The sequence below is a fragment of the Gilliamella sp. Pra-s60 genome, from assembly GCF_009795755.1.
Classification (GTDB): Bacteria; Pseudomonadota; Gammaproteobacteria; order Enterobacterales; family Orbaceae; genus Gilliamella.
Map to the genome: position 1 here is coordinate 58,576 of NZ_WTFA01000004.1, position 18,735 is coordinate 77,310.

The 18,735-nt window shown below is 34.0% G+C and carries 19 protein-coding genes; 16 read left to right on the top strand and 3 right to left on the bottom strand.

Features of this window, described 5'->3' with window-relative positions; all coding sequences use genetic code 11:
• The first annotated feature begins 256 nt into the window (after positions 1-256).
• The 5 genes from GQ596_RS04635 (at position 257) to GQ596_RS04655 (ending at position 6,887) form a co-directional block, all read left to right on the top strand.
• The gene (locus GQ596_RS04635) at positions 257-2,065 is read left to right on the top strand and encodes an extracellular solute-binding protein (protein WP_160400632.1); all 1,809 of its coding nucleotides are present in this window, start codon (positions 257-259) and stop codon (positions 2,063-2,065) included.
• Between the two features lies 1 nt (position 2,066).
• The gene (locus tag GQ596_RS04640) at positions 2,067-3,155 is read left to right on the top strand and encodes a microcin C ABC transporter permease YejB (RefSeq protein ID WP_160400517.1); all 1,089 of its coding nucleotides are present in this window, start codon (positions 2,067-2,069) and stop codon (positions 3,153-3,155) included.
• Complete coding sequence (locus GQ596_RS04645) at positions 3,155-4,186, top strand: ABC transporter permease (protein WP_160400518.1); 1,032 nt, start codon at positions 3,155-3,157, stop codon at positions 4,184-4,186. Before GQ596_RS04640 ends, GQ596_RS04645 begins: the two co-directional genes overlap by 1 nt.
• Entirely contained in the window at positions 4,183-5,943 is a 1,761-nt protein-coding gene (yejF, locus tag GQ596_RS04650) for a microcin C ABC transporter ATP-binding protein YejF (protein WP_160400519.1), read from the top strand. Before GQ596_RS04645 ends, yejF begins: the two co-directional genes overlap by 4 nt.
• A gap of 74 nt (positions 5,944-6,017) precedes the next feature.
• Positions 6,018-6,887, top strand: coding sequence for a hypothetical protein (locus GQ596_RS04655; RefSeq protein WP_160400520.1), 870 nt, complete (start codon positions 6,018-6,020; stop codon positions 6,885-6,887).
• An 82-nt stretch (positions 6,888-6,969) separates the two neighbouring features.
• Here the strand turns inward: GQ596_RS04655 and frdD are convergent, their stop codons facing one another.
• Positions 6,970-7,326, bottom strand: a complete 357-nt coding sequence (gene frdD / locus GQ596_RS04660) for a fumarate reductase subunit FrdD (RefSeq protein WP_160400521.1) — start codon at positions 7,324-7,326, stop codon at positions 6,970-6,972.
• A 14-nt stretch (positions 7,327-7,340) separates the two neighbouring features.
• A complete protein-coding gene (locus GQ596_RS04665) occupies positions 7,341-7,736 on the bottom strand; it encodes a hypothetical protein (protein ID WP_160400522.1) in 396 nt (131 codons plus the stop codon).
• A 346-nt stretch (positions 7,737-8,082) separates the two neighbouring features.
• Here GQ596_RS04665 and tmk point away from each other — a divergent pair, with 346 nt between their 5' ends.
• Genes tmk through yciH form a run of 7 tightly spaced genes read left to right on the top strand, consistent with a single transcriptional unit; the run spans position 8,083 to position 14,750 of the window.
• Positions 8,083-8,709, top strand: coding sequence for a dTMP kinase (gene tmk, locus GQ596_RS04670; RefSeq protein ID WP_160400523.1), 627 nt, complete (start codon positions 8,083-8,085; stop codon positions 8,707-8,709).
• A 12-nt stretch (positions 8,710-8,721) separates the two neighbouring features.
• Positions 8,722-9,717 (top strand): DNA polymerase III subunit delta' C-terminal domain-containing protein, encoded by a 996-nt coding sequence (locus GQ596_RS04675; protein ID WP_160400524.1) that lies wholly within the window; start codon positions 8,722-8,724, stop codon positions 9,715-9,717.
• Between the two features lie 59 nt (positions 9,718-9,776).
• Positions 9,777-11,183 carry an MBOAT family protein gene (locus tag GQ596_RS04680; RefSeq protein ID WP_370516484.1) on the top strand — a complete coding sequence of 469 codons (1,407 nt, stop codon included), beginning with the start codon at positions 9,777-9,779 and terminating at the stop codon, positions 11,181-11,183.
• Between the two features lie 15 nt (positions 11,184-11,198).
• Positions 11,199-12,521 carry an SGNH/GDSL hydrolase family protein gene (locus GQ596_RS04685; protein ID WP_160400526.1) on the top strand — a complete coding sequence of 441 codons (1,323 nt, stop codon included), beginning with the start codon at positions 11,199-11,201 and terminating at the stop codon, positions 12,519-12,521.
• On the top strand, positions 12,514-13,689 hold the full coding sequence (locus tag GQ596_RS04690) for a hypothetical protein (protein ID WP_160400527.1): 1,176 nt from the start codon (positions 12,514-12,516) through the stop codon (positions 13,687-13,689). The genes GQ596_RS04685 and GQ596_RS04690 overlap by 8 nt, the downstream gene beginning before the upstream one ends.
• Before the next feature lie 27 nt (positions 13,690-13,716).
• Positions 13,717-14,421: an orotidine-5'-phosphate decarboxylase gene (pyrF, locus tag GQ596_RS04695; RefSeq protein WP_160400528.1), complete on the top strand. Its 705-nt coding sequence runs from the start codon at positions 13,717-13,719 to the stop codon at positions 14,419-14,421.
• 5 nt (positions 14,422-14,426) lie between these two features.
• Complete coding sequence (gene yciH / locus GQ596_RS04700) at positions 14,427-14,750, top strand: stress response translation initiation inhibitor YciH (RefSeq protein WP_160400529.1); 324 nt, start codon at positions 14,427-14,429, stop codon at positions 14,748-14,750.
• Between the two features lie 60 nt (positions 14,751-14,810).
• Here the strand turns inward: yciH and tmaR are convergent, their stop codons facing one another.
• A complete protein-coding gene (gene tmaR, locus GQ596_RS04705) occupies positions 14,811-15,131 on the bottom strand; it encodes a PTS system regulator TmaR (protein ID WP_160400530.1) in 321 nt (106 codons plus the stop codon).
• 275 nt (positions 15,132-15,406) lie between these two features.
• Here tmaR and accD point away from each other — a divergent pair, with 275 nt between their 5' ends.
• The 4 genes from accD to GQ596_RS04725 all read left to right on the top strand — a co-directional run bounded on the left by accD (position 15,407) and on the right by GQ596_RS04725 (position 18,726).
• Positions 15,407-16,297 (top strand): acetyl-CoA carboxylase, carboxyltransferase subunit beta, encoded by an 891-nt coding sequence (gene accD, locus GQ596_RS04710; RefSeq protein WP_160400531.1) that lies wholly within the window; start codon positions 15,407-15,409, stop codon positions 16,295-16,297.
• A gap of 6 nt (positions 16,298-16,303) precedes the next feature.
• Positions 16,304-17,599: a bifunctional tetrahydrofolate synthase/dihydrofolate synthase gene (gene folC, locus GQ596_RS04715; RefSeq protein ID WP_160400532.1), complete on the top strand. Its 1,296-nt coding sequence runs from the start codon at positions 16,304-16,306 to the stop codon at positions 17,597-17,599.
• On the top strand, positions 17,589-18,167 hold the full coding sequence (locus GQ596_RS04720; RefSeq protein WP_160400533.1) for an SPOR domain-containing protein: 579 nt from the start codon (positions 17,589-17,591) through the stop codon (positions 18,165-18,167). Before folC ends, GQ596_RS04720 begins: the two co-directional genes overlap by 11 nt.
• A 73-nt stretch (positions 18,168-18,240) precedes the next feature.
• Positions 18,241-18,726, top strand: a complete 486-nt coding sequence (locus tag GQ596_RS04725; RefSeq protein WP_160400633.1) for a CvpA family protein — start codon at positions 18,241-18,243, stop codon at positions 18,724-18,726.
• The last annotated feature ends 9 nt before the right edge of the window (positions 18,727-18,735 follow it).

The following is an 18,735-nucleotide window of genomic DNA, read 5'->3' on the forward strand; positions in this document are numbered from 1 at the left end:
ATTTGTTAATAATCAATAAGAAGTGACATAAATATGCTATTATCAATATGTTATTGTTAAATGGAGCAGGAATGGAATTGGGATGATTGGTCGAATTAAACAACCTATAACAGTATTATTTATCTTGAGTTGCTTAAGCGGTATGGTCGTTTGTTCTGCGCCTGTTTTTGCTGATCCTGTTTTTGCTGATGAAGAACAAACCGTGTCGCCACAGACCGAGCGCCAAATCGAGGAGGAAGTTGATGTTAATCCTCCAATGCCATTACCTGAAAATCAGCAAGTTGAGCTTGTGGGGCCACGCCAGCCACACGAGGTGATTTATCATAAGACGATCTATTCCCTGTCAGGTAAACCCAAGTATCCCGATGATTTTAAGCACCTTGATTATGTCAATCCTAATGCACCTAAAGGTGGCGTAATTAAACTGGCTGAAATTGGTTCTTTTGATAATTTAAATCGCTTTGCTAGCCGTGGCGCACCTGAACGTAATTCTGGGGCGCTGTATGATAGTCTTTTTACTAATACTGAGGATGATATTACCAGTTTTTATCCCCTTATTGCGACGTCAATTACCTATTCTAATCAATATCGCTGGGCGGAAGTGGCAATAAATCCTCGTGCTCGTTTTCAAGATGATAAGCCTATTACTGCTTATGATGTTGAATTTACCTTTCATAAATTTATGACCGAAGGCGTGCCTCAATACCATGTTTATAATAAAGGTGTTACCGTTAAAGCGATAGATAATTACCATGTGCGAGTTGATATCCCTGAGTCGGATCGTGAAAAGCTTCTTTCGTTTGTGGGTAGTATGCAAGTTATTCCCCAACATTTTTGGCAACATCATGATTTTTCAGAGCCATTAAACATCCCGCCAGTGGGTAGTGGTCCTTACTATATTAGTGATTATAAAATGGGGCAATATGTTGTTTATCGACGTAATCCGAATTATTGGGCGCGTGATTTGCCGATTAATAAAGGTCTAGATAATTTTGACGAAAAACGTATTGATTATTATATGGATGATAACGTTTCACTAGAAGCCTTTAAAGCTGGTGAATATGATCTGCGAGCTGAAGATCAACCCAAAAATTGGTTTACTCAATATCAAGGTCGATATTTTGATAATAACCATATTATTAAACAAGAAAGACCGGTTAAAACCGCAACCGATACTAAGTGGCTAGCATTCAATTTACAAAAAGAACTATTTAAAGATATTAGAGTTCGTCAAGCTATCACACTGGCATTTGATTTTGAATGGCTAAATCATGCGTTTTATTATAACAGTTACAAAAGACCTTACAGCTTTTTTGAAAATACTATTTATTCGGCAAAAGGTAAGCCAACAGGGCAAGAATTAAAGTGGCTCAATCTTTATAAGCATATTATTCCTGACGCTGTTTTTGATAATGCTTATTCTATTCCTAAAAGTGATGGGCAAGGTTTTAATCGTGACAATTTATTAAAAGCGGCTGAATTACTAAAACAAGCTGGATGGGAAATTAAAGACGGCAAGTTAATTAATATCGAAACGCAGCAGCCATTTGAATTTGAACTGATCAGTTCTCTTGGTAGCGATATTAAATATGCTATTCCTTTTCAACAAAATTTGGCCCGTTTAGGGATCACCATGAAAATTACCTTGTTAGATTCCTCACAACATTTACGGCGTGTTCGTGAGCATGATTATGATATGGTTGCACGTGATTATTATGCCGTAAATTATCCCAATTCTAATTTATTGATGTTTTGGGGAAGCGAATACCTTAACTCATCGTGGAATGCTTCGGGGTTACATAATAAAGCTATCGATGGCATTATCGCTGAAATTATTAAGAATGTGGATAATCAAGAAGAACTTGTCCCATTAGGACGTGCACTTGATCGTATTTTAACGCAAGAATATCCAATGATTCCAATGTGGTATAACAGTAAAACGTATTATGCCTATTGGAACAAATTTGGGCAACCAACTATACAACCGACTTATGCAATAGGGGTTGATAGTTGGTGGTATGATGCAAATAAAGCAGCTAGCCTGCCTAAAAATCAGGAACATTAATATGCTAAATTACCTTATTCGTCGACTGTTGCTGATTATTCCAACATTGTTTGTGATTTTGACTATCAATTTTTTTATTGTACAAGTTGCACCAGGTGGACCAGTCGATCAGGCGCTTGCTATGATTGAAAATGGCCCGCAAGCAGGGCAAGGATTATTGCCGGGGAGTGGTGGTTCTTCAACATCAGTACAACAGTATAAACATGAGTCGAACTATCGAGGATCACGTGGGCTTGATCCACAAGTTGTTGCGATGATAGAAAAACAATACGGCTTTGATAAACCAATATTTGAACGTTATATCGAGACGCTAAAGAAATATATACTATTTGATTTTGGTAATAGTTTTTTTAAAAGTGAATCGGTATTAGGTTTAATTGCCAAAAGTTTACCTGTTTCAATTTCATTGGGGTTATGGAGTACTTTAATTGTTTATCTGATCTCAATCCCTTTAGGTATTCGCAAAGCGGTGAAAGATGGCTCTGCATTTGATTTTTGGTCAAGTACGTTAATTATTATTGGTTATGCTATTCCGCCTTTTTTATTGGCGGTGTTATTGATTGTGCTATTTGCGGGTGGCAGTTATTGGGATGTTTTTCCACTTCGTGGGCTTGTTTCGAATCATTTTGATCAACTTGATTTTTGGGGCAAAGTAAAAGATTACGCATGGCACATCTGTTTGCCTACTATTGCAATGGTTATTGGCGGTTTTGCTTCGCTTACTATGCTGACTAAAAACTCATTTTTAGATGAAATCCGCAAACAATATGTAATAACAGCACGTGCTAAAGGGCTAAGTGAAAGAAGAATTTTATATAAACATGTCTTTCGTAATGCAACATTGCTGATTATATCAGGCTTTCCTGCTGCTTTCGTGGGGATTTTATTTACTGGTTCGTTACTTATCGAAATTATTTTTTCGCTTAATGGGCTTGGTCTATTGGGTTATGAGGCAATTATCCAACGTGATTACCCCGTGATTTTTGGGTCACTTTACATTTTTACGTTGGTTGGGCTTGTTACTAAGCTGTTATCTGATTTGTCTTACATGATGATAGATCCACGCATTGACTTTGAGGCTCGCAACTAATGACCACTCATTATTCTATTAATCAACAACGTTGGCAACGATTTAAACATAATCGCCGTGGCTATTATTCACTTTGGTTATTTATGATCTGTTTTGTGATTAGCTTATTTGCTGATTTTATTGTTAACGATAGACCGATTTTTATTAAATATCAGGATAATTATTATTCGCCAATTTTTCATTTTTATCCCGAAACGGAATTTGGTGGGCAATTAGAAACGCAAACTAATTATCTTGATCCTGCTGTACAAAAGAAAATAGAAGCTAATGGTTGGATTTTATGGCCACCGTTTCGTTATAGTTACAATACATTAATTTACGATACATCAAGCACTTTTCCAACACCACCTTCGTCGTCACATTGGTTGGGAACCACTGATGCAGGGTTTGATGTATTAGCGAATATCTTGTATGGCTTTCGTATTTCAATGTTTTTTGCTATTTTTTTAACAGCGTTTACTTCAATTATCGGGGTAATCATTGGTGCAATTCAAGGTTATTATGGTGGAATAGTTGATCTAATAGGGCAACGATTTATTGAAATTTGGTGCGGTTTGCCAGGTTTATTTGTAATTATTTTATTGGCTAGCATTTTGCCACTTGATTTTTGGTGGTTGCTCGGCATTACTGTTTTGTTCGGTTGGATGGGATTAGCTGGAATTGTGCGTACCGAATTTTTACGAACTCGTAATTTTGATTATATCCGTGCAGCCAGAGCAATGGGGGTAAGTGATAGTAAGATTATGTTTAGTCATATCTTACCTAATGCTATGGTAGCAACATTAACCTTTTTACCTTTTATTCTTTGCGGATCAATTACTACTTTAACATCACTAGATTTTTTAGGTTTTGGTTTGCCGATTGATTCACCATCCCTTGGTCGTTTATTATTACAAGGTAAAAATAATTTACAAGCGCCTTGGCTGGGTATTAGTTCATTTTTAATTATTGCAACTTTACTGTCACTGCTTATTTTTATTGGTGAGGCGGTAAGAGATGCTTTTGATCCAAACAAAGGAACATATCAATGAGTTCTCCTTTATTATCAGTACAGGATTTAAGTATCGCATTTAAACGTGGTGCACATTTACTATCGCAAGTAGTAAGTAATATTAGTTTTGATATTAATGAGCAAGAAACACTTGCGCTAGTAGGGGAATCAGGTTCAGGAAAAAGCATTACCGCACTATCTATTTTACGATTATTACGTAAGGAACAAGTGGTATATCCAACTGGCGAGATTTTGTTTGAAGAAAAATCATTATTACACGCGCCAGACAAAGAACTTCGTAAAGTCCGTGGTAATGAAATTAGTATGATCTTCCAAGAGCCAATGGTGTCATTAAACCCTTTGCATACCGTTGAAAAACAGCTCTACGAAGTCCTTGCATTGCATCGAGGTATGAGTCGCCATAATGCACGTAGCGAGATTTTGCAATACCTTGATCGTGTGGGAATTAAAGATCCAAAAAGTGAGTTATCGGTTTATCCTCACCAACTATCAGGTGGTGAAAGGCAACGAGTAATGATTGCTATGGCGATTTTAACGCATCCTAAATTATTGATTGCCGATGAACCTACTACTGCTTTGGATGTATCAGTGCAGGCGCAAATTATTCAGTTATTAAAAGAGCTGAAGAAAGAGCTGAATATGAGCATGTTATTTATTTCACATAATCTTAGTATTGTGAAAAAACTAGCTGATAAAGTGGCTGTAATGCAACAAGGGCAAATTGTTGAATACAATAATAAGCAGCGTATTTTTTTACGCCCACAACATGAATATACTCAAACATTATTAAATTCCGAACCCACCGGGGAACCAGTACCGCTGCCTGATACTCCTGGAATTCTGCTTAATGTTAATCATCTTAATGTTGAAGTCATTGGGAAAAAACAGTTATTTCTTAACCAAAAAAAGAAGATCGTCAACAACATTGGATTTGCTGTACACCAAGGCGAAACAGTTGGGATTGTGGGGGAATCAGGATCGGGTAAAAGCACTACAGCACTAGCGATTTTGCGATTGATTAAATCGCAAGGTGATATTTTATTTGATAGTCATCCGATACAACATTTAAAGGCTAAAAAATTGTTACCGTTTCGTAGCCGAATTCAAGTGGTCTTTCAAGATCCGTTTTCATCACTTAATCCACGTTTTAATGTTGAGCAGATTATTAGTGAAGGATTGGTGACTCACAAAAAACTAAGTAGAGCGGAGCGTGAACAAGCGGTAATTGATATTATGCAAGAAGTTGGTCTTGACCCTGAAATGCGTTATCGTTATCCAACCGAATTTTCTGGCGGTCAGCGTCAACGAATAGCCATTGCTCGCGCATTAATTTTACAACCAGAACTATTGATTTTAGATGAGCCAACCTCATCGTTAGATCATACTATTCAAAAACAGATTATTTATTTACTTAAGTCGTTGCAAGAAAAGTATCAACTTAGCTATTTATTTATTAGCCATGATTTAGCGTTGGTTTATTCTATGTGTCATCAAGTGGTTGTAATGAAAGAAGGTCAAATTATTGAACAAGGTTCACGTGAAAAGATTTTCTATTCACCTGAAGATGAATATACCAAAACATTACTTTCATTTTTGGATAAATTACCGCGAAAACAAAATAAAACTTTGATTCACCTAGATAAAATTGAAAAAATAGAAACTACAGTAAAATTTACTGATAAAGATAATACTCAACAAGAAAATCAACAAAATAAAAAGCCAGACCAAGAAAAAAAGGTCAATTGGGATGATGCGCTGTTGATGCGTAAAAAATGAATATATAAAACAATAATTTAAATTATAATTAATTTTTAATAAATCAATACATTAATTTATTTAATAGGTTCATTATGCAAAAACGAATACTCACTTTTTTATTAACATCTTGTTTGTCGTTCATGTCGATAAAAGTGATGGCGCTAACTTGTGGTGATAATCTTACTAAAAATACTGTTGAATCAAATAATTATATCTTTCAGATTCTTGATTATATTGACTCACCAATAAAAGGTATTAAGCAAGAGGTTAGAAATTCAACGACTAAATTAGGTAGTGATAGTGATGTAAATAGTACAACAGCTAAGCATACACTAATGTATGATTCCAATGGACTTATCACACAAAGCCATTACGATCTTTATTCAGAAAAAGATATCCGAATTTATTCTGAACACCTACAAAAAAATAAATCAGGTTGGGAAAATATTATTGAAGATGCAGAAGATAAAACCAATAGCATTATTCAATTTAGTACTGATGAACAAGGCAAAATTGTACTATCCCAACAAACCAAAAAAGCGGCTGATTTTGTTTTTGTTGAAACCGATAATTATATGTACGACACGAATAATTGCCTGATCAATAAAAATGTACAATGGCAACTAAAAGAAATTGATGAGAATGGGCAATACACAGGTACAGAACAAAAAGGGGCGTCAACCTATACGTTTGAGTATCAAAATCAACAGTTAGCTAAAGTGCTCTATCAATTTAGTAATAATATGAAAAATGAAAGTGATTTTTCGTATCAATACGATAATGAACATCATCGATTAATGTCCATCGATTCTTCTTATTTATCCGCAGGTAAAGAAGCGGCTCATTATGTCACTAAATTTTTAACTTTTAATGAAAAAAATGATTGGCTAACAGCAAGTAAAGTTAAAAATAACCAAGGTGGTAAACAAACAACGGTGACTCGAGAATTGACTTATTATTAATTTTTAGGAATACAAGAATACAAAAAACGTTATTTGGTTGATGGCATTTTTTGTATTCTATCTATTTACTAGAAAAACATTATCACATTCGAATAAACAATAGGTAAATAGCATGTAATGTCCATGCTAATGCTAAGCCAAATGTTAGTAATTTTTCACGTTTTGGGTGGATTTGATGCTCATGCAAAATAGTTAAAATTTGTTGTAATCCAAACCAGACAGGTAATGAAATTGTCAAAAATAAAAAAACTTTACCTATGTCTGTATTGGCTATTTTAAGAATATAAGATCGCGTCGCAACCTCCCCAAAGGGGAGCATAAACGCCATAATTATTAGCACAATGGGGGCAAACATAGCAGCCCATGTTCCACCAAGCATAAACAAACTTCTTATTACGCTTCCATCTTTGTTTGTTGTTTGAATTTGTTGATTTTTCATTGATTCAATACCACTCATTTCAATACAAATAAAAATAAGAAAACCGATACAGCTAGCATAACTGCCCACAGTCCTACAATCAGTAATAATCTGTTCGACTTTTTATTTAACAGTGCGCTTGGTATCGTTTTAGTCATTAAATTAAACCAAGTTATCGTATGGAAGACGCTAATAAATAACGCGATACAATTAAGCATGACAACAAAAGGGCTACGCAAGAAGAAAATAAAGCGATAAAACTCGTCTTGCCCAACAGAATTAGTGTACATACAAACTACACCATACATTAAAACCAAACTTATCCAAATCATCGAAAAAGGAACTAATTTATGCATGATAGTCATTATAAAAGAGCATTTTACATTGGTTTGAGTAGCTTCAAGGTGTTTATTATTATCTTGTTGATTCATAAATATCTCTAGAGTGTATTACGTTTTGTGCTCGTTATTGTTTGGCGGGGTTATTGTTCACTTTATTATTATAAGGATTAAATGGCTTTAATGTCATTAATTTACAGATTGCTATAATATATTTTTTTTTACGTAATGCTTCGCATAATGTGCGTCATGGTTTAATTTATGTTTTATTTGACTTTAATTTAAAAGGTGTCCTTATAATTTAGATGTTTCTGAACCATCGTACCTACTATATTTTAATAAGCTATTTTTATGATACAGGCTAAAATAATGAATAAAAATAGCGTACAATAGCGCAATATTAAATACAGGCTTATCATAAATAGATTAGGAATTTAGTATGACAGGCAAATTTATTGTCATAGAAGGGCTTGAAGGGGCGGGTAAGACAACGGCGATTAATGCCGTTGCCCACATTTTAATTCAACACAGTATTGACGATTTGCAATTTACTAGAGAGCCAGGAGGCACACCGATTGCTGAAGCGTTGCGCAATATGATTAAAAATGGTTTAGATAACGACCCTTTGACTGATAAAGCCGAATTGTTAATGCTATATGCAGCGCGTATTCAGTTGATTGATAATGTTATAAAACCGGCACTTAAAGCTGGTAAGTGGGTGATAGGTGATCGTCATGACTTATCAACGCAGGCTTATCAAGGTGGGGGGCGTCAGTTAGATCAAACTTTTATAACAACATTAAAAGAACAAGTATTAGGTGATTTTAAGCCTGATCTTACTTTATATTTAGATATTGCTCCTGAAATTGGTTTAATGCGCGCAAAAGCGAGAGGGAAACTCGATCGTATTGAGCAACAATCGTTGCCATTTTTTGAACGAGTTCGGCAACGTTATTTGGATCTTGCCAAGCAAGACAATACTATTATGATTATTGATGCAGCTGAATCAATTGACAATGTAACCAAGCAAATTGAACAAATTTTAACAAAATGGTTAACAAAATAGGTTTAATATTCAATGATCTTAAATGACTACCCATGGCTTTCGCTACCTTATCAGCAATTAGCATCAGGAATTATAAACAAGCGTGCTCATCATGCTTTGCTAATTAATTATGTTCAAGGTAGTGGTGAGAACGAATTTATTTCAAAGCTTGCAAATCGTTTATTATGCCAATGTTCACAGCAATTAGAACCGTGCTTAACCTGTCATAGCTGTCAATTGTTTTTGGCTCATCATCATCCTGATTATGATGTAATAACCAATGAGCAAGGTAAACGTTCAATCGGCATTGATCAAATTCGTAATATAGCTAGCAAAGTTTACGAAAAATCTCAGCAGGGTGGCAATAAAGTTCTTTGGATAAAACATGCGGCTTTAATGACTGAAGCCGCTGCTAATGCGTTGCTTAAAACATTAGAAGAACCACCCCAAAATACATATTTTATTTTGAGCGATGAACATAATAGCCAATTATTGCCAACAATACATAGCCGTTGTTTTTCTTATTTTTTGGCTCTTCCTAAATTGGAACAATCTATTGGATGGTTAAAAAAACAACATGATCAGCAATATAGCGATAATGAACTTGCCTCGGCGTTATTATTGAGCGAAAATGCGCCACTAAAAGCAGCGACATTATTAACACCTGAAAAGTGGCAACGACGTAAAGTTTTTTGTAACCATTTATTAGACGTTGTACCACAAAATAATTATTGGCAGTTGGCTAAAACCTTTGATAATGAAGATTTTATTGAACAAATCATTTGGTTCTGTTCATTATTAAGTGATGCGCTAAAAGCGAAGCAAAAAGTAGGGCGTTTTATTGTTAATCGTGATCAAGTCCCTTTAGTTCGATTGTTTGCAACTAAAAGTAATGAAAAACTTTCTGCACTTTATAATTTATGGTTACAGGCAAGAAACCAGTTATTAACTGTTACTGGATTGAATAAGGAACTCATTGTTTATAATGTACTTGCTCAATCCGAATTGATTAGCGAAACGGAGAGTTAAAAAATTTATAATGAAATTTGTCAAAAAATTTTAGGAAAGTATCCCGTTAAATAAAAAGGATGACAGTGAGTTATTTATCTATTGAATTTGGTTTACTCTTTATTGTTTTTTTTGCCTTGTATTGGGGATGCTACCGATCGCCCAAAATACAAAATAGCCTGCTTTTAGTAGCAAGCTATCTTGTTGTTGGTAGTTATAGCTGGCAATTTTCGCTTATCCTTTTTATTTATACCTGTGTGATTTATTTATTTTCGGTGATGATTGCCGCATCGGAACATCATGCAAAGCGATGGCTCGTTTTAGGGTTATGTGTATCAATTATTAATCTAGCCTTATTTAAATATTTTGATTTTTTCCGTTACGAGCTACAAGAATTTTTTAATTTATTGAATTTATCTGTTTTATTGCCAGCTATAACAGTATTAATTCCTATTGGTATTTCATTTTATACTTTTCATTCGGTAAGTTACTTAGTTTCAATAAAAAAGAAAGAGCTTGCTGTTGCTAAATTTTGGGATTTTGCACTATTTTTATCGTTCTTTCCTAGTATTATTGCAGGTCCGATTAACCGTGCTAAAGATTTTTTACCGCAAATCAATGTTGCCCAACCTCGCGAGATTTTAGAGCCGTTTCGTGCATTTACATTGCTTATTTTGGCTGTTATTAAGGTTTACTGTTTAGGTGGTTTAATCAGTGATCATTGGGTTAAACCAATATTTGCCAATCCATTAGAATTTAGTGTAATTGATTTGTTAGTTGGACTTTATGCTTATGCTATACAAATTTACTTAAATTTTTCGGGTTACACAGATTTAGTTACAGGTATGGCTTTATTACTAGGTTTTCGTTTACCAATTAACTTTAATTTGCCATATTTAGCGTTAAATTTAAGGGAATTTTGGTCACGCTGGCATATTAGCTTATCAAGTTGGATTCGTGACTATATTTATATTCCTCTTGGTGGTAATCGTCGAGGATTTATTCGAACTCAAATTAATGTCATTTTAGCAATGTTATTATCGGGATTATGGCATGGTGCAGGCCTTAATTTTATTATTTGGGGAGCATGTCATGGTATTGGTAGTATAGCACTTAATATTGGAGATCGTTATTTGGGTAAAAACTGGGTAACTTTACGTTCACCAATGGTTGCACGATTGTTAACATGGCACTATGTTTGTTTTACATGGCTCTTTTTTTATTGTGAAAACGTGTCTGATGCGTTGGATTATTTGGTTGCATTAGTGCATAACTTTTTGATAGAACCGCAATATGCAGAGGCTTTTGGGGTTATTAGTTTTATCTACTTTATTTATCCAATGTGTAAAAATTTTACTGAGTGGTTTATCATGCAATTAACCAAAATATCATTGGTTTTTTTACCATTGGTATTTATTTTTATTTTATGGTTGGTCATTTATATTGCGCCATCAGGTATGCCAAACTTTATTTATGCTAATTTTTAATTATAGTGCTTAGTTATGATGATATATAAAAAATCGTTTTCGATAAGTAATAAAAAATCACCATCGAATTTAAAACGGCAACATCATAAATCGCTGAATAAAAATACATTTAAAAAAGGTCATCAGAAAAATAAAAAAAATAAACCAGCTTCAGTTCTTGCCAGTAACCATTTATCTGCTGGTTATATATTGATTGTTTTGTTTGTTACTGCAGTGGCATTAATTATTCTTTATTATAAATCAATACTAATTTATTGGCAGCAGGCATATCATACCGATTTACTTAACAGTAATAATTTTATTGCTCAAGGCACACTACCAACTCAAGAATTGGAAGAAAATAACAATAATGAACCTAATATTCAACAATATTTGCCAATACGAAAATCAATATTACTTACTCCATCTATTAATATTTTTTTGCCTATTTTTGAAAATGAGAGTTCAGAGTTAAATGCGTCTTATCCTGAAGATGAAAAACAACATAATAAAATCGAACTTGTAACAAAAGTGGATTTAAAAAGAGATCAATTAGTCAATATTCAAGATAGTAAAATAAGTTCAAATTTGGATACACATTCAGATACTATCGAACTGAATAAAGCAAAACTAGAGCCTGTATTGCAAGATGAACCTAAAAATCTAAACGTAGAGATTGAATTAACTAATAAATCACTACCTATTGTATTAACAAGTAATGATAAAGTATTTTTTGCAGGGGATTCTTTAATGCAAGGTGTTGCACCATATGTTAAAAAAATGCTATTTAAACAGTATAAAATAGAAAGTCTTGATTTGAGCAAACAAAGTACAGGTCTTGCTTATCCAAGAGCTTTTGATTGGTCAAAAACAATTAACGATCATTTAATTGCTGATCCTTCTATTAAATTACTTGTTGTTTTTCTTGGTGCTAATGACCCTTGGGATTTCCCTGTTAAGGGGTATATCAAATATGCTAAATTCAAATCTGAATTGTGGGAAGATCAATACCGTTTACGTATTAAATCTATCTTAAATAGTGCCATAGAGCATAATGTTCAAGTACTTTGGCTTGCGGCGCCTTGTATGCGTAAGGCAAAATTAAATGATGGTATGGTTTACTTAAACAGCTTATATAAATCTGAAATAGAAAAAGCTCGACAACATTTTTTAACAACCAATGAATTATTAGGATGTACATACGAAAAATTCAGCAATTTTGTAGAAATAGATAAAGCAAAAATCAAAGTAAGGGTTGACGATGGCGTTCATTTTACTCCAACAGGCCAAAAAATTCTGGCAAAAGAAATTATGGAAAAAATAACTTATAAAGAATTAGAGGGCCTCCATAATGATTAAATTTTTAAAATATATTACAGCGGTAATTGTAATAACTATTACCGTTGGATGTAGCGTAGCAGAAAGTAAAACTTCTACTGCATCTGCCATTATTGATTTTGGCGATCCTAATACTAAACAATTTACCAGAAGTTTAAAGTTATTAGCTAATAACAAAAAAACTAATAAAGTCATTAACATCACTCAATTTGGCGATTCTCATTCGGCAGCTGACTTTTTTACAGGTGAATTTAGAACATTAATGCAAAAAAAGTATGGTAATGCAGGTGTTGGTTGGATAACTCCAGTCGCTATAAAGGGACAAAATCATACTGCTGTTACATGGAAATTTAATCATTGGGATGTGTTAAGTAGCCGTACTTTAAGTAATTTAGATTTCCCTATGGGCGGTTTTATTGCTAAATCAAATAAGGATTCTGCTACTATACATGTAGCGCCTAAAACATTAAATAATAAACTTTGGCAAGTTAAACTAACATTTAAGACACTTAAAAATAATCTAAATTCACTTACGCTTTATGATGCAGATAATAAAAAAATTGATTTAAATTATATGCCTAAAGCTAATGTTTGGCAAACTGTGACAGTTGTTTCTAAATTGCCTTTAATTATAAATGGACAGAAAGATGTTGAGCTAGGTGGAATTTGGTTAACTTGCTATCAACAACCGGGAGTTGTTGTTTCATCAATTGCGACTAATGGAGCCAAACAAAATATTTGGCAAAAGTGGGGAAAAAATTGGTTTAAGGAACTGAGTGTATCAAAAAGTGATTTAGTCATTCTTGAGTATGGAACAAATGAAAGTTTTGATGAAACATTGGATGTTGATCAATATCGAACTAATTTGGTTAATAATATAAGACTGATCCGTAAAACATTACCTAATGCAGCAATTTTAATAATGACGCCTCCCGATACAATGGTAAATGAAACAAGTATACCTCAGTCTTTTGTTAAAATAGTGAATATTCAAAAACAAGTTGCTAAATCTGAAAAAACGTTATTTTGGAATTGGCAAATGGCCATGGGCGGTAAATCTGTTATTAAACAGTGGCGTAAACAAGGGTTAGCTCGTCCAGATTTAGTCCATCAGACTTTGCAAGGTTATCAAAAAAGTGCCAGCATATTTTATGCTGACTTAAATGAATTTGTTAGAAAAAACCGCTAAGTTTTTATTAAAAGGAATAAATACGTTATGTTATCACCAATTATAGTTGCAGTTGATTTTGCGGATCTAAAATCAGCGTGGAATTTTATTGATCGAGTAGATCCTAAAGATTGTCGACTCAAAGTCGGTAAAGAGCTTTTTACTCATGCTGGACCTGATTTTATTAAGAAAATTATGCAAAAAGGTTTTGATGTCTTTTTAGACCTTAAATTTCATGATATTCCTAATACTGTCGCAAAAGCAATTGCAGCCACTGCTGATCTGGGGGTTTGGATGACCAATGTTCATGCTAGCGGAGGTTCGCGCATGATGACAGCTGCAAAGGATGCGCTTTATTCATATGGTAAAGATGCACCAATTTTGATCGCAGTAACGGTATTAACCAGTATGGAGTCAACCGATCTTCAAGAAATTGGTATCAATGTATCACCTCTAGAACAAGCGACTAGATTGGCAACACTTGCTAAAAACTGTGGGCTTGATGGAGTGGTCTGTTCAGCTAAAGAAGTTCAAAGTTTTAGAACACGATTAGGTAGTGATTTTAAGTTAGTTACACCAGGTATAAGACCCGCAGGTAGCGATCCCGATGATCAACGTCGGATTATGACGCCTCAGCGAGCTCAAGCTGCCGGTTCTGATTATTTAGTGATTGGTCGTCCAATAACTCAAGCAGATGATCCTGCTCAAGCGTTAAAAACAATTTTAGCAACACTTGAACCAACTAAGAGCTAAACAAAATGACGTCAGAAAATCTACTTGTTTACTCGACCGATAAAGGTCGAATTAAACCAACTGAAACAGTGATCTCTCGGCCTAAGGGGGATGGCATTATTCGAATCCAACGACAAACGTCAGGTCGTAAAGGTAAAGGTGTTTGTGTTATTACGGGATTTGATATGAGTGATGCACAATTATTACAGTTAGCAGCAGAATTAAAAAAACGTTGTGGTTGTGGTGGTTCGGTTAAAGATGGCATTATTGAAATTCAAGGGGATAAACGAGATTTATTAAAATCATTGTTAGAAGATAAAGGATTTAAAGTCAAATTGGCTGGAGGCTGATTTAGTTATATAAAAAATAGCGTCCACAATGCAAGGGACGCTATTTATAAAATAGTATGCTTAGTTAGAACGATAACTGCGCATTTTTTTACTGATTTCGCGACGCTCTTTTGATATTTCAGCATTTTTAATAATGTAATCGTCTACGCGATCATCATAATCGCTTTTCATGTTAGCAATGATTGCTTGAAGTTCTTCGTAAGTCATATCTGGTTTAATATATTCACTTAAGTTTTCAAGTAATAATACTCGTTTTTGGTTGTCACGAATCTTTTTTTCGTTATCTGAAATTTCGCGTTTTAATTTATTTAAACGACGAGATAAACGAATATATTCAAGTACACCTTGAAACGATGGTGCGGTTGATTTTTCCTTGTCCATCTATAACCCCTTATTTCAAAAAATGGAAAAATAAAACTTTGCTAATTATATACCAATAATTTTTTAAGGTCATATTAAATCTATTTTTATATATAAATGGTGTTTTCTTAGTGGTTATTTGAATTGTTAGTGTTTTAATTTTTTTTTAATGTCATATTTTGAGAGAAATTCTATTTACCAAATAAGATAAAAATAAAAACAACTATTAAGAATTAGCACAAAGTATTGTACAATAGCTCCAAATTTGTAAAGAGTGCCAGAATGAGAGAATCATAATGAGCTGGATTGAAAAAATTCTTAGTAAAAATAATATATCGTCAGATCATAAAAAAGCAAATATCCCTGGTGGGGTTTGGACTAAATGTAGTAATTGTGAACAAGTTATCTATCAAGCTGAACTTGATCTTAATTTAGAAGTTTGTCCAAAATGTGACCACCACATGCATATTCCTGCCCGTGTGCGTTTATACCGTTTTTTAGATGAAGGTTCGGATATCGAGATCGGTACAGAGCTTATGCCTAAAGATATTTTAAAATTCAAAGATACGAAAAAATATAAAGATCGTTTAACCGCAGCGCAAAAGGATACCCACGAAAAGGAAGCAATGGTTGTAATGAAAGGTACATTACTAGGTATTCCAGTCGTTGTGGCTTGTTTTGAATTTGCGTTTATAGGTGGATCAATGTCTTCTGTTGTTGGTGCATTATTCACACGAGCTGCAGAGCAAGCTATTGAGGATAAATGCCCTTTAATTTGTTTTTCAACAAGTGGTGGTGCTCGAATGCAAGAAGCCTTGTTTTCGTTAATGCAAATGGCAAAAACTAGTGCGATTCTTGCTAAAATGCAAGATGAAGGTTTACCTTATATTTCTGTAATGACCGATCCTACCATGGGTGGTGTATCTGCAAGTTTAGCGATGCTAGGTGATATTAACATTGCAGAACCTAAAGCGCTAATAGGTTTTGCTGGACCGCGAGTAATTCAACAAACTGTTCGTGAAACGTTACCAGAAGGGTTTCAACGCAGTGAGTTTTTACTTGAAAAAGGCGCAATTGATATGATCATTCATCGTAAAGATATGCGTCCTAAAATTGCTAGTTTAATAGCTAAATTAATGAGATTACCTGATCCGTTTAATAATATTACTCTTACCGAGACAGTTTGATTGAGTATGCAAATTAAACAACCGAATGCCATGTCAGATCTAAATACATGGCTTTGTTATTTAGAGCAATTACATCCAACAACTATTGATTTGGGTTTAGAACGAGTAAAGACAGTCGCTCAACGTCTTAATTTAGTGCAACCAGCACCTTACATTTTTACTGTTGCTGGCACCAATGGCAAAGGAACCACTTGCCGAACACTTGAAATGATATTGCTTGAGGCTGGTTTGCACGTTGGTGTGTATAGCTCCCCTCATTTATTACGATTTACTGAGCGCGTACGTATTAATAACCAAGAGTCAAGTGAACAAGAAACCGTAAAAGCTTTTGTCGAAATAGAAAAAGCCAGAGCCGATATATCTCTTACCTATTTTGAATATGCAACACTTGCTGCGCTCTATCAATTCAAACATGCAAAATTAGATGTGGTTATATTAGAAGTTGGCCTTGGTGGGCGGTTAGACGCAACCAATATTGTTGATGCAGACGTGGCTGTCATCACAACTATTGATATTGATCATATTGATTATTTAGGTGATACCCGTGAAAGTATCGGGCGTGAAAAAGCAGGTATTTTTAAATCTAAAAGTATTGCTGTTGTTGGTGAGCCAGATATGCCTACATCTATTTTAAATGTTGCAAAATTAGTTAACTGCCCGATCTATTCGGTAAATTGTGATTGGTATTTTAGACAAGTTAATAACAATTCATGGGCATTTCAGTCATCTATAAAACAATATGAAAATTTACCTATTGCTAATGTTCCTTTAGCTAACGCAGCAACTGCAGTTGCTGCTTTAAGCTATTCATCGCTTAAAATAACACGACACGAAATAGTTAATGGATTAAAAAATTCTAATTTAACGGGACGCTTTCAAATTATCAAAACATCACCATTGGTGATCCTTGATGTAGCTCATAACCCCCATGCTGCAACTTATTTAACACAACAATTAGAAAAATTAAAAGAGAAATATTTGGGGCTTGGAAAACTACGATTTGTCATTGGCATGCTTAAAGACAAAGATATTAAAAGCACCCTATCTATTTTAACTGGCGATGCATGGTATTGTGCCTCACTTTATGGTGAGCGAGGTTGTAGTGCAGAAGTATTAAAACAACACTTATTGAATAAAGGTGAATTTAATGTATCAACATTTGATACGGTTTCTAAAGCTTATCGAAAAGCAATGCAGGATGCTGAACAGACTGATATTATCGTGATATGTGGTTCATTTCATACCGTATCTGATGTTTTAGCTGAAACTCCTTATTTAAGTGGAATTAATTATGACGGATAATCAACAAATTAATCCAAAAAATCACAAGAAAATAAGAAATCGTCTTGTAGGGTTTGCTACATTATTGTTTGTTTTTGCAGCAATCACTCCATGGGTAATAACCGATAAGTCTAACTTGCCAATTTCAACAACACCTATTTTGCAACCAGACGTTATTACTCATCAAAATCAGGCTATAGCATCAACCAACGATGATGATTTTACCAATAATATACCTGATATTTCTTATATACCTGATTCAGAACAAAGTCCTAGTTCTGTCGTTTCGCCTGATATTGTTGATAATGTAGACACTTCAACGACGACAACTAAGCATTCAGTATCACAACAAGAGCCTAAACCTTACATAATTCAGCTTGCGGCTTTGAAAAATAGGCAAAAAATAGAAGAATTAGTTGCATTATTAAGGCTAAATAATTATAGCGTTAAAACAATACCCCAAAAACCTGAACCAAATCAGCTAATTAAATTACAAGTTGGTCCTTATGCTAAAAAAGAACAAGCGGAACAAGTGATTATTAACTTAAATAATTTAACAAAATTAAAGGGTATTATTGTTGCTAATTAGTTATTGTTCTGTTTTGTATTGTAAATAACAATTAAGATAAAATATTATTAATATAAAATTGTGAGTTATTATGATGAACTGGGTTGATTTTTCGATTATTGGTGTAATTACCTTTTCTGCATTAATTAGCATTGTGCGGGGGTTTGTTCGAGAAGCTTTATCTCTTATTAGCTGGGTTTTAGCTTTCTTTGTTTCTAGCCGATTTTATATCTATATTACCGATTATTTAACTTATTTTGATAGTGATGTTATACGCATTGCAACAGCCATTGTTATCTTATTTATTGCTACGCTATTGGTTTGCTCAATTGTATCTTATCTTATTGGTCAATTAGTCCAAAAAACAGGATTATCTGGCACTGATCGTGTATTAGGTATTTGTTTTGGCGTATTACGGGGTATTTTGGTTGTTGCGGCAGTTCTCTTTTTGGTTGATACCTTTACTTCGTTATCTCAATCTTCGTATTGGGCTCAATCACAATTAATTCCACATTTTCATTTTATTATTCGTTGGTTTTTTGATTTTATACAACAGTCTTCTTCGTTTTTAGTGCAATAAATTTGAGGT

Coding starts and splice junctions, on each gene's coding strand:
- GQ596_RS04635 (WP_160400632.1), top strand. CDS start 257: ATGCCATTACCTGAAAATCAGCAAGTTGAGCTTGTGGGGCCACGCCAG.
- GQ596_RS04640 (WP_160400517.1), top strand. CDS start 2,067: ATGCTAAATTACCTTATTCGTCGACTGTTGCTGATTATTCCAACATTG.
- GQ596_RS04645 (WP_160400518.1), top strand. CDS start 3,155: ATGACCACTCATTATTCTATTAATCAACAACGTTGGCAACGATTTAAA.
- yejF (WP_160400519.1), top strand. CDS start 4,183: ATGAGTTCTCCTTTATTATCAGTACAGGATTTAAGTATCGCATTTAAA.
- GQ596_RS04655 (WP_160400520.1), top strand. CDS start 6,018: ATGCAAAAACGAATACTCACTTTTTTATTAACATCTTGTTTGTCGTTC.
- frdD (WP_160400521.1), bottom strand. CDS start 7,326: ATGAAAAATCAACAAATTCAAACAACAAACAAAGATGGAAGCGTAATA.
- GQ596_RS04665 (WP_160400522.1), bottom strand. CDS start 7,736: ATGAATCAACAAGATAATAATAAACACCTTGAAGCTACTCAAACCAAT.
- tmk (WP_160400523.1), top strand. CDS start 8,083: ATGACAGGCAAATTTATTGTCATAGAAGGGCTTGAAGGGGCGGGTAAG.
- GQ596_RS04675 (WP_160400524.1), top strand. CDS start 8,722: ATGATCTTAAATGACTACCCATGGCTTTCGCTACCTTATCAGCAATTA.
- GQ596_RS04680 (WP_370516484.1), top strand. CDS start 9,777: ATGACAGTGAGTTATTTATCTATTGAATTTGGTTTACTCTTTATTGTT.
- GQ596_RS04685 (WP_160400526.1), top strand. CDS start 11,199: ATGATGATATATAAAAAATCGTTTTCGATAAGTAATAAAAAATCACCA.
- GQ596_RS04690 (WP_160400527.1), top strand. CDS start 12,514: ATGATTAAATTTTTAAAATATATTACAGCGGTAATTGTAATAACTATT.
- pyrF (WP_160400528.1), top strand. CDS start 13,717: ATGTTATCACCAATTATAGTTGCAGTTGATTTTGCGGATCTAAAATCA.
- yciH (WP_160400529.1), top strand. CDS start 14,427: ATGACGTCAGAAAATCTACTTGTTTACTCGACCGATAAAGGTCGAATT.
- tmaR (WP_160400530.1), bottom strand. CDS start 15,131: ATGGACAAGGAAAAATCAACCGCACCATCGTTTCAAGGTGTACTTGAA.
- accD (WP_160400531.1), top strand. CDS start 15,407: ATGAGCTGGATTGAAAAAATTCTTAGTAAAAATAATATATCGTCAGAT.
- folC (WP_160400532.1), top strand. CDS start 16,304: ATGCAAATTAAACAACCGAATGCCATGTCAGATCTAAATACATGGCTT.
- GQ596_RS04720 (WP_160400533.1), top strand. CDS start 17,589: ATGACGGATAATCAACAAATTAATCCAAAAAATCACAAGAAAATAAGA.
- GQ596_RS04725 (WP_160400633.1), top strand. CDS start 18,241: ATGAACTGGGTTGATTTTTCGATTATTGGTGTAATTACCTTTTCTGCA.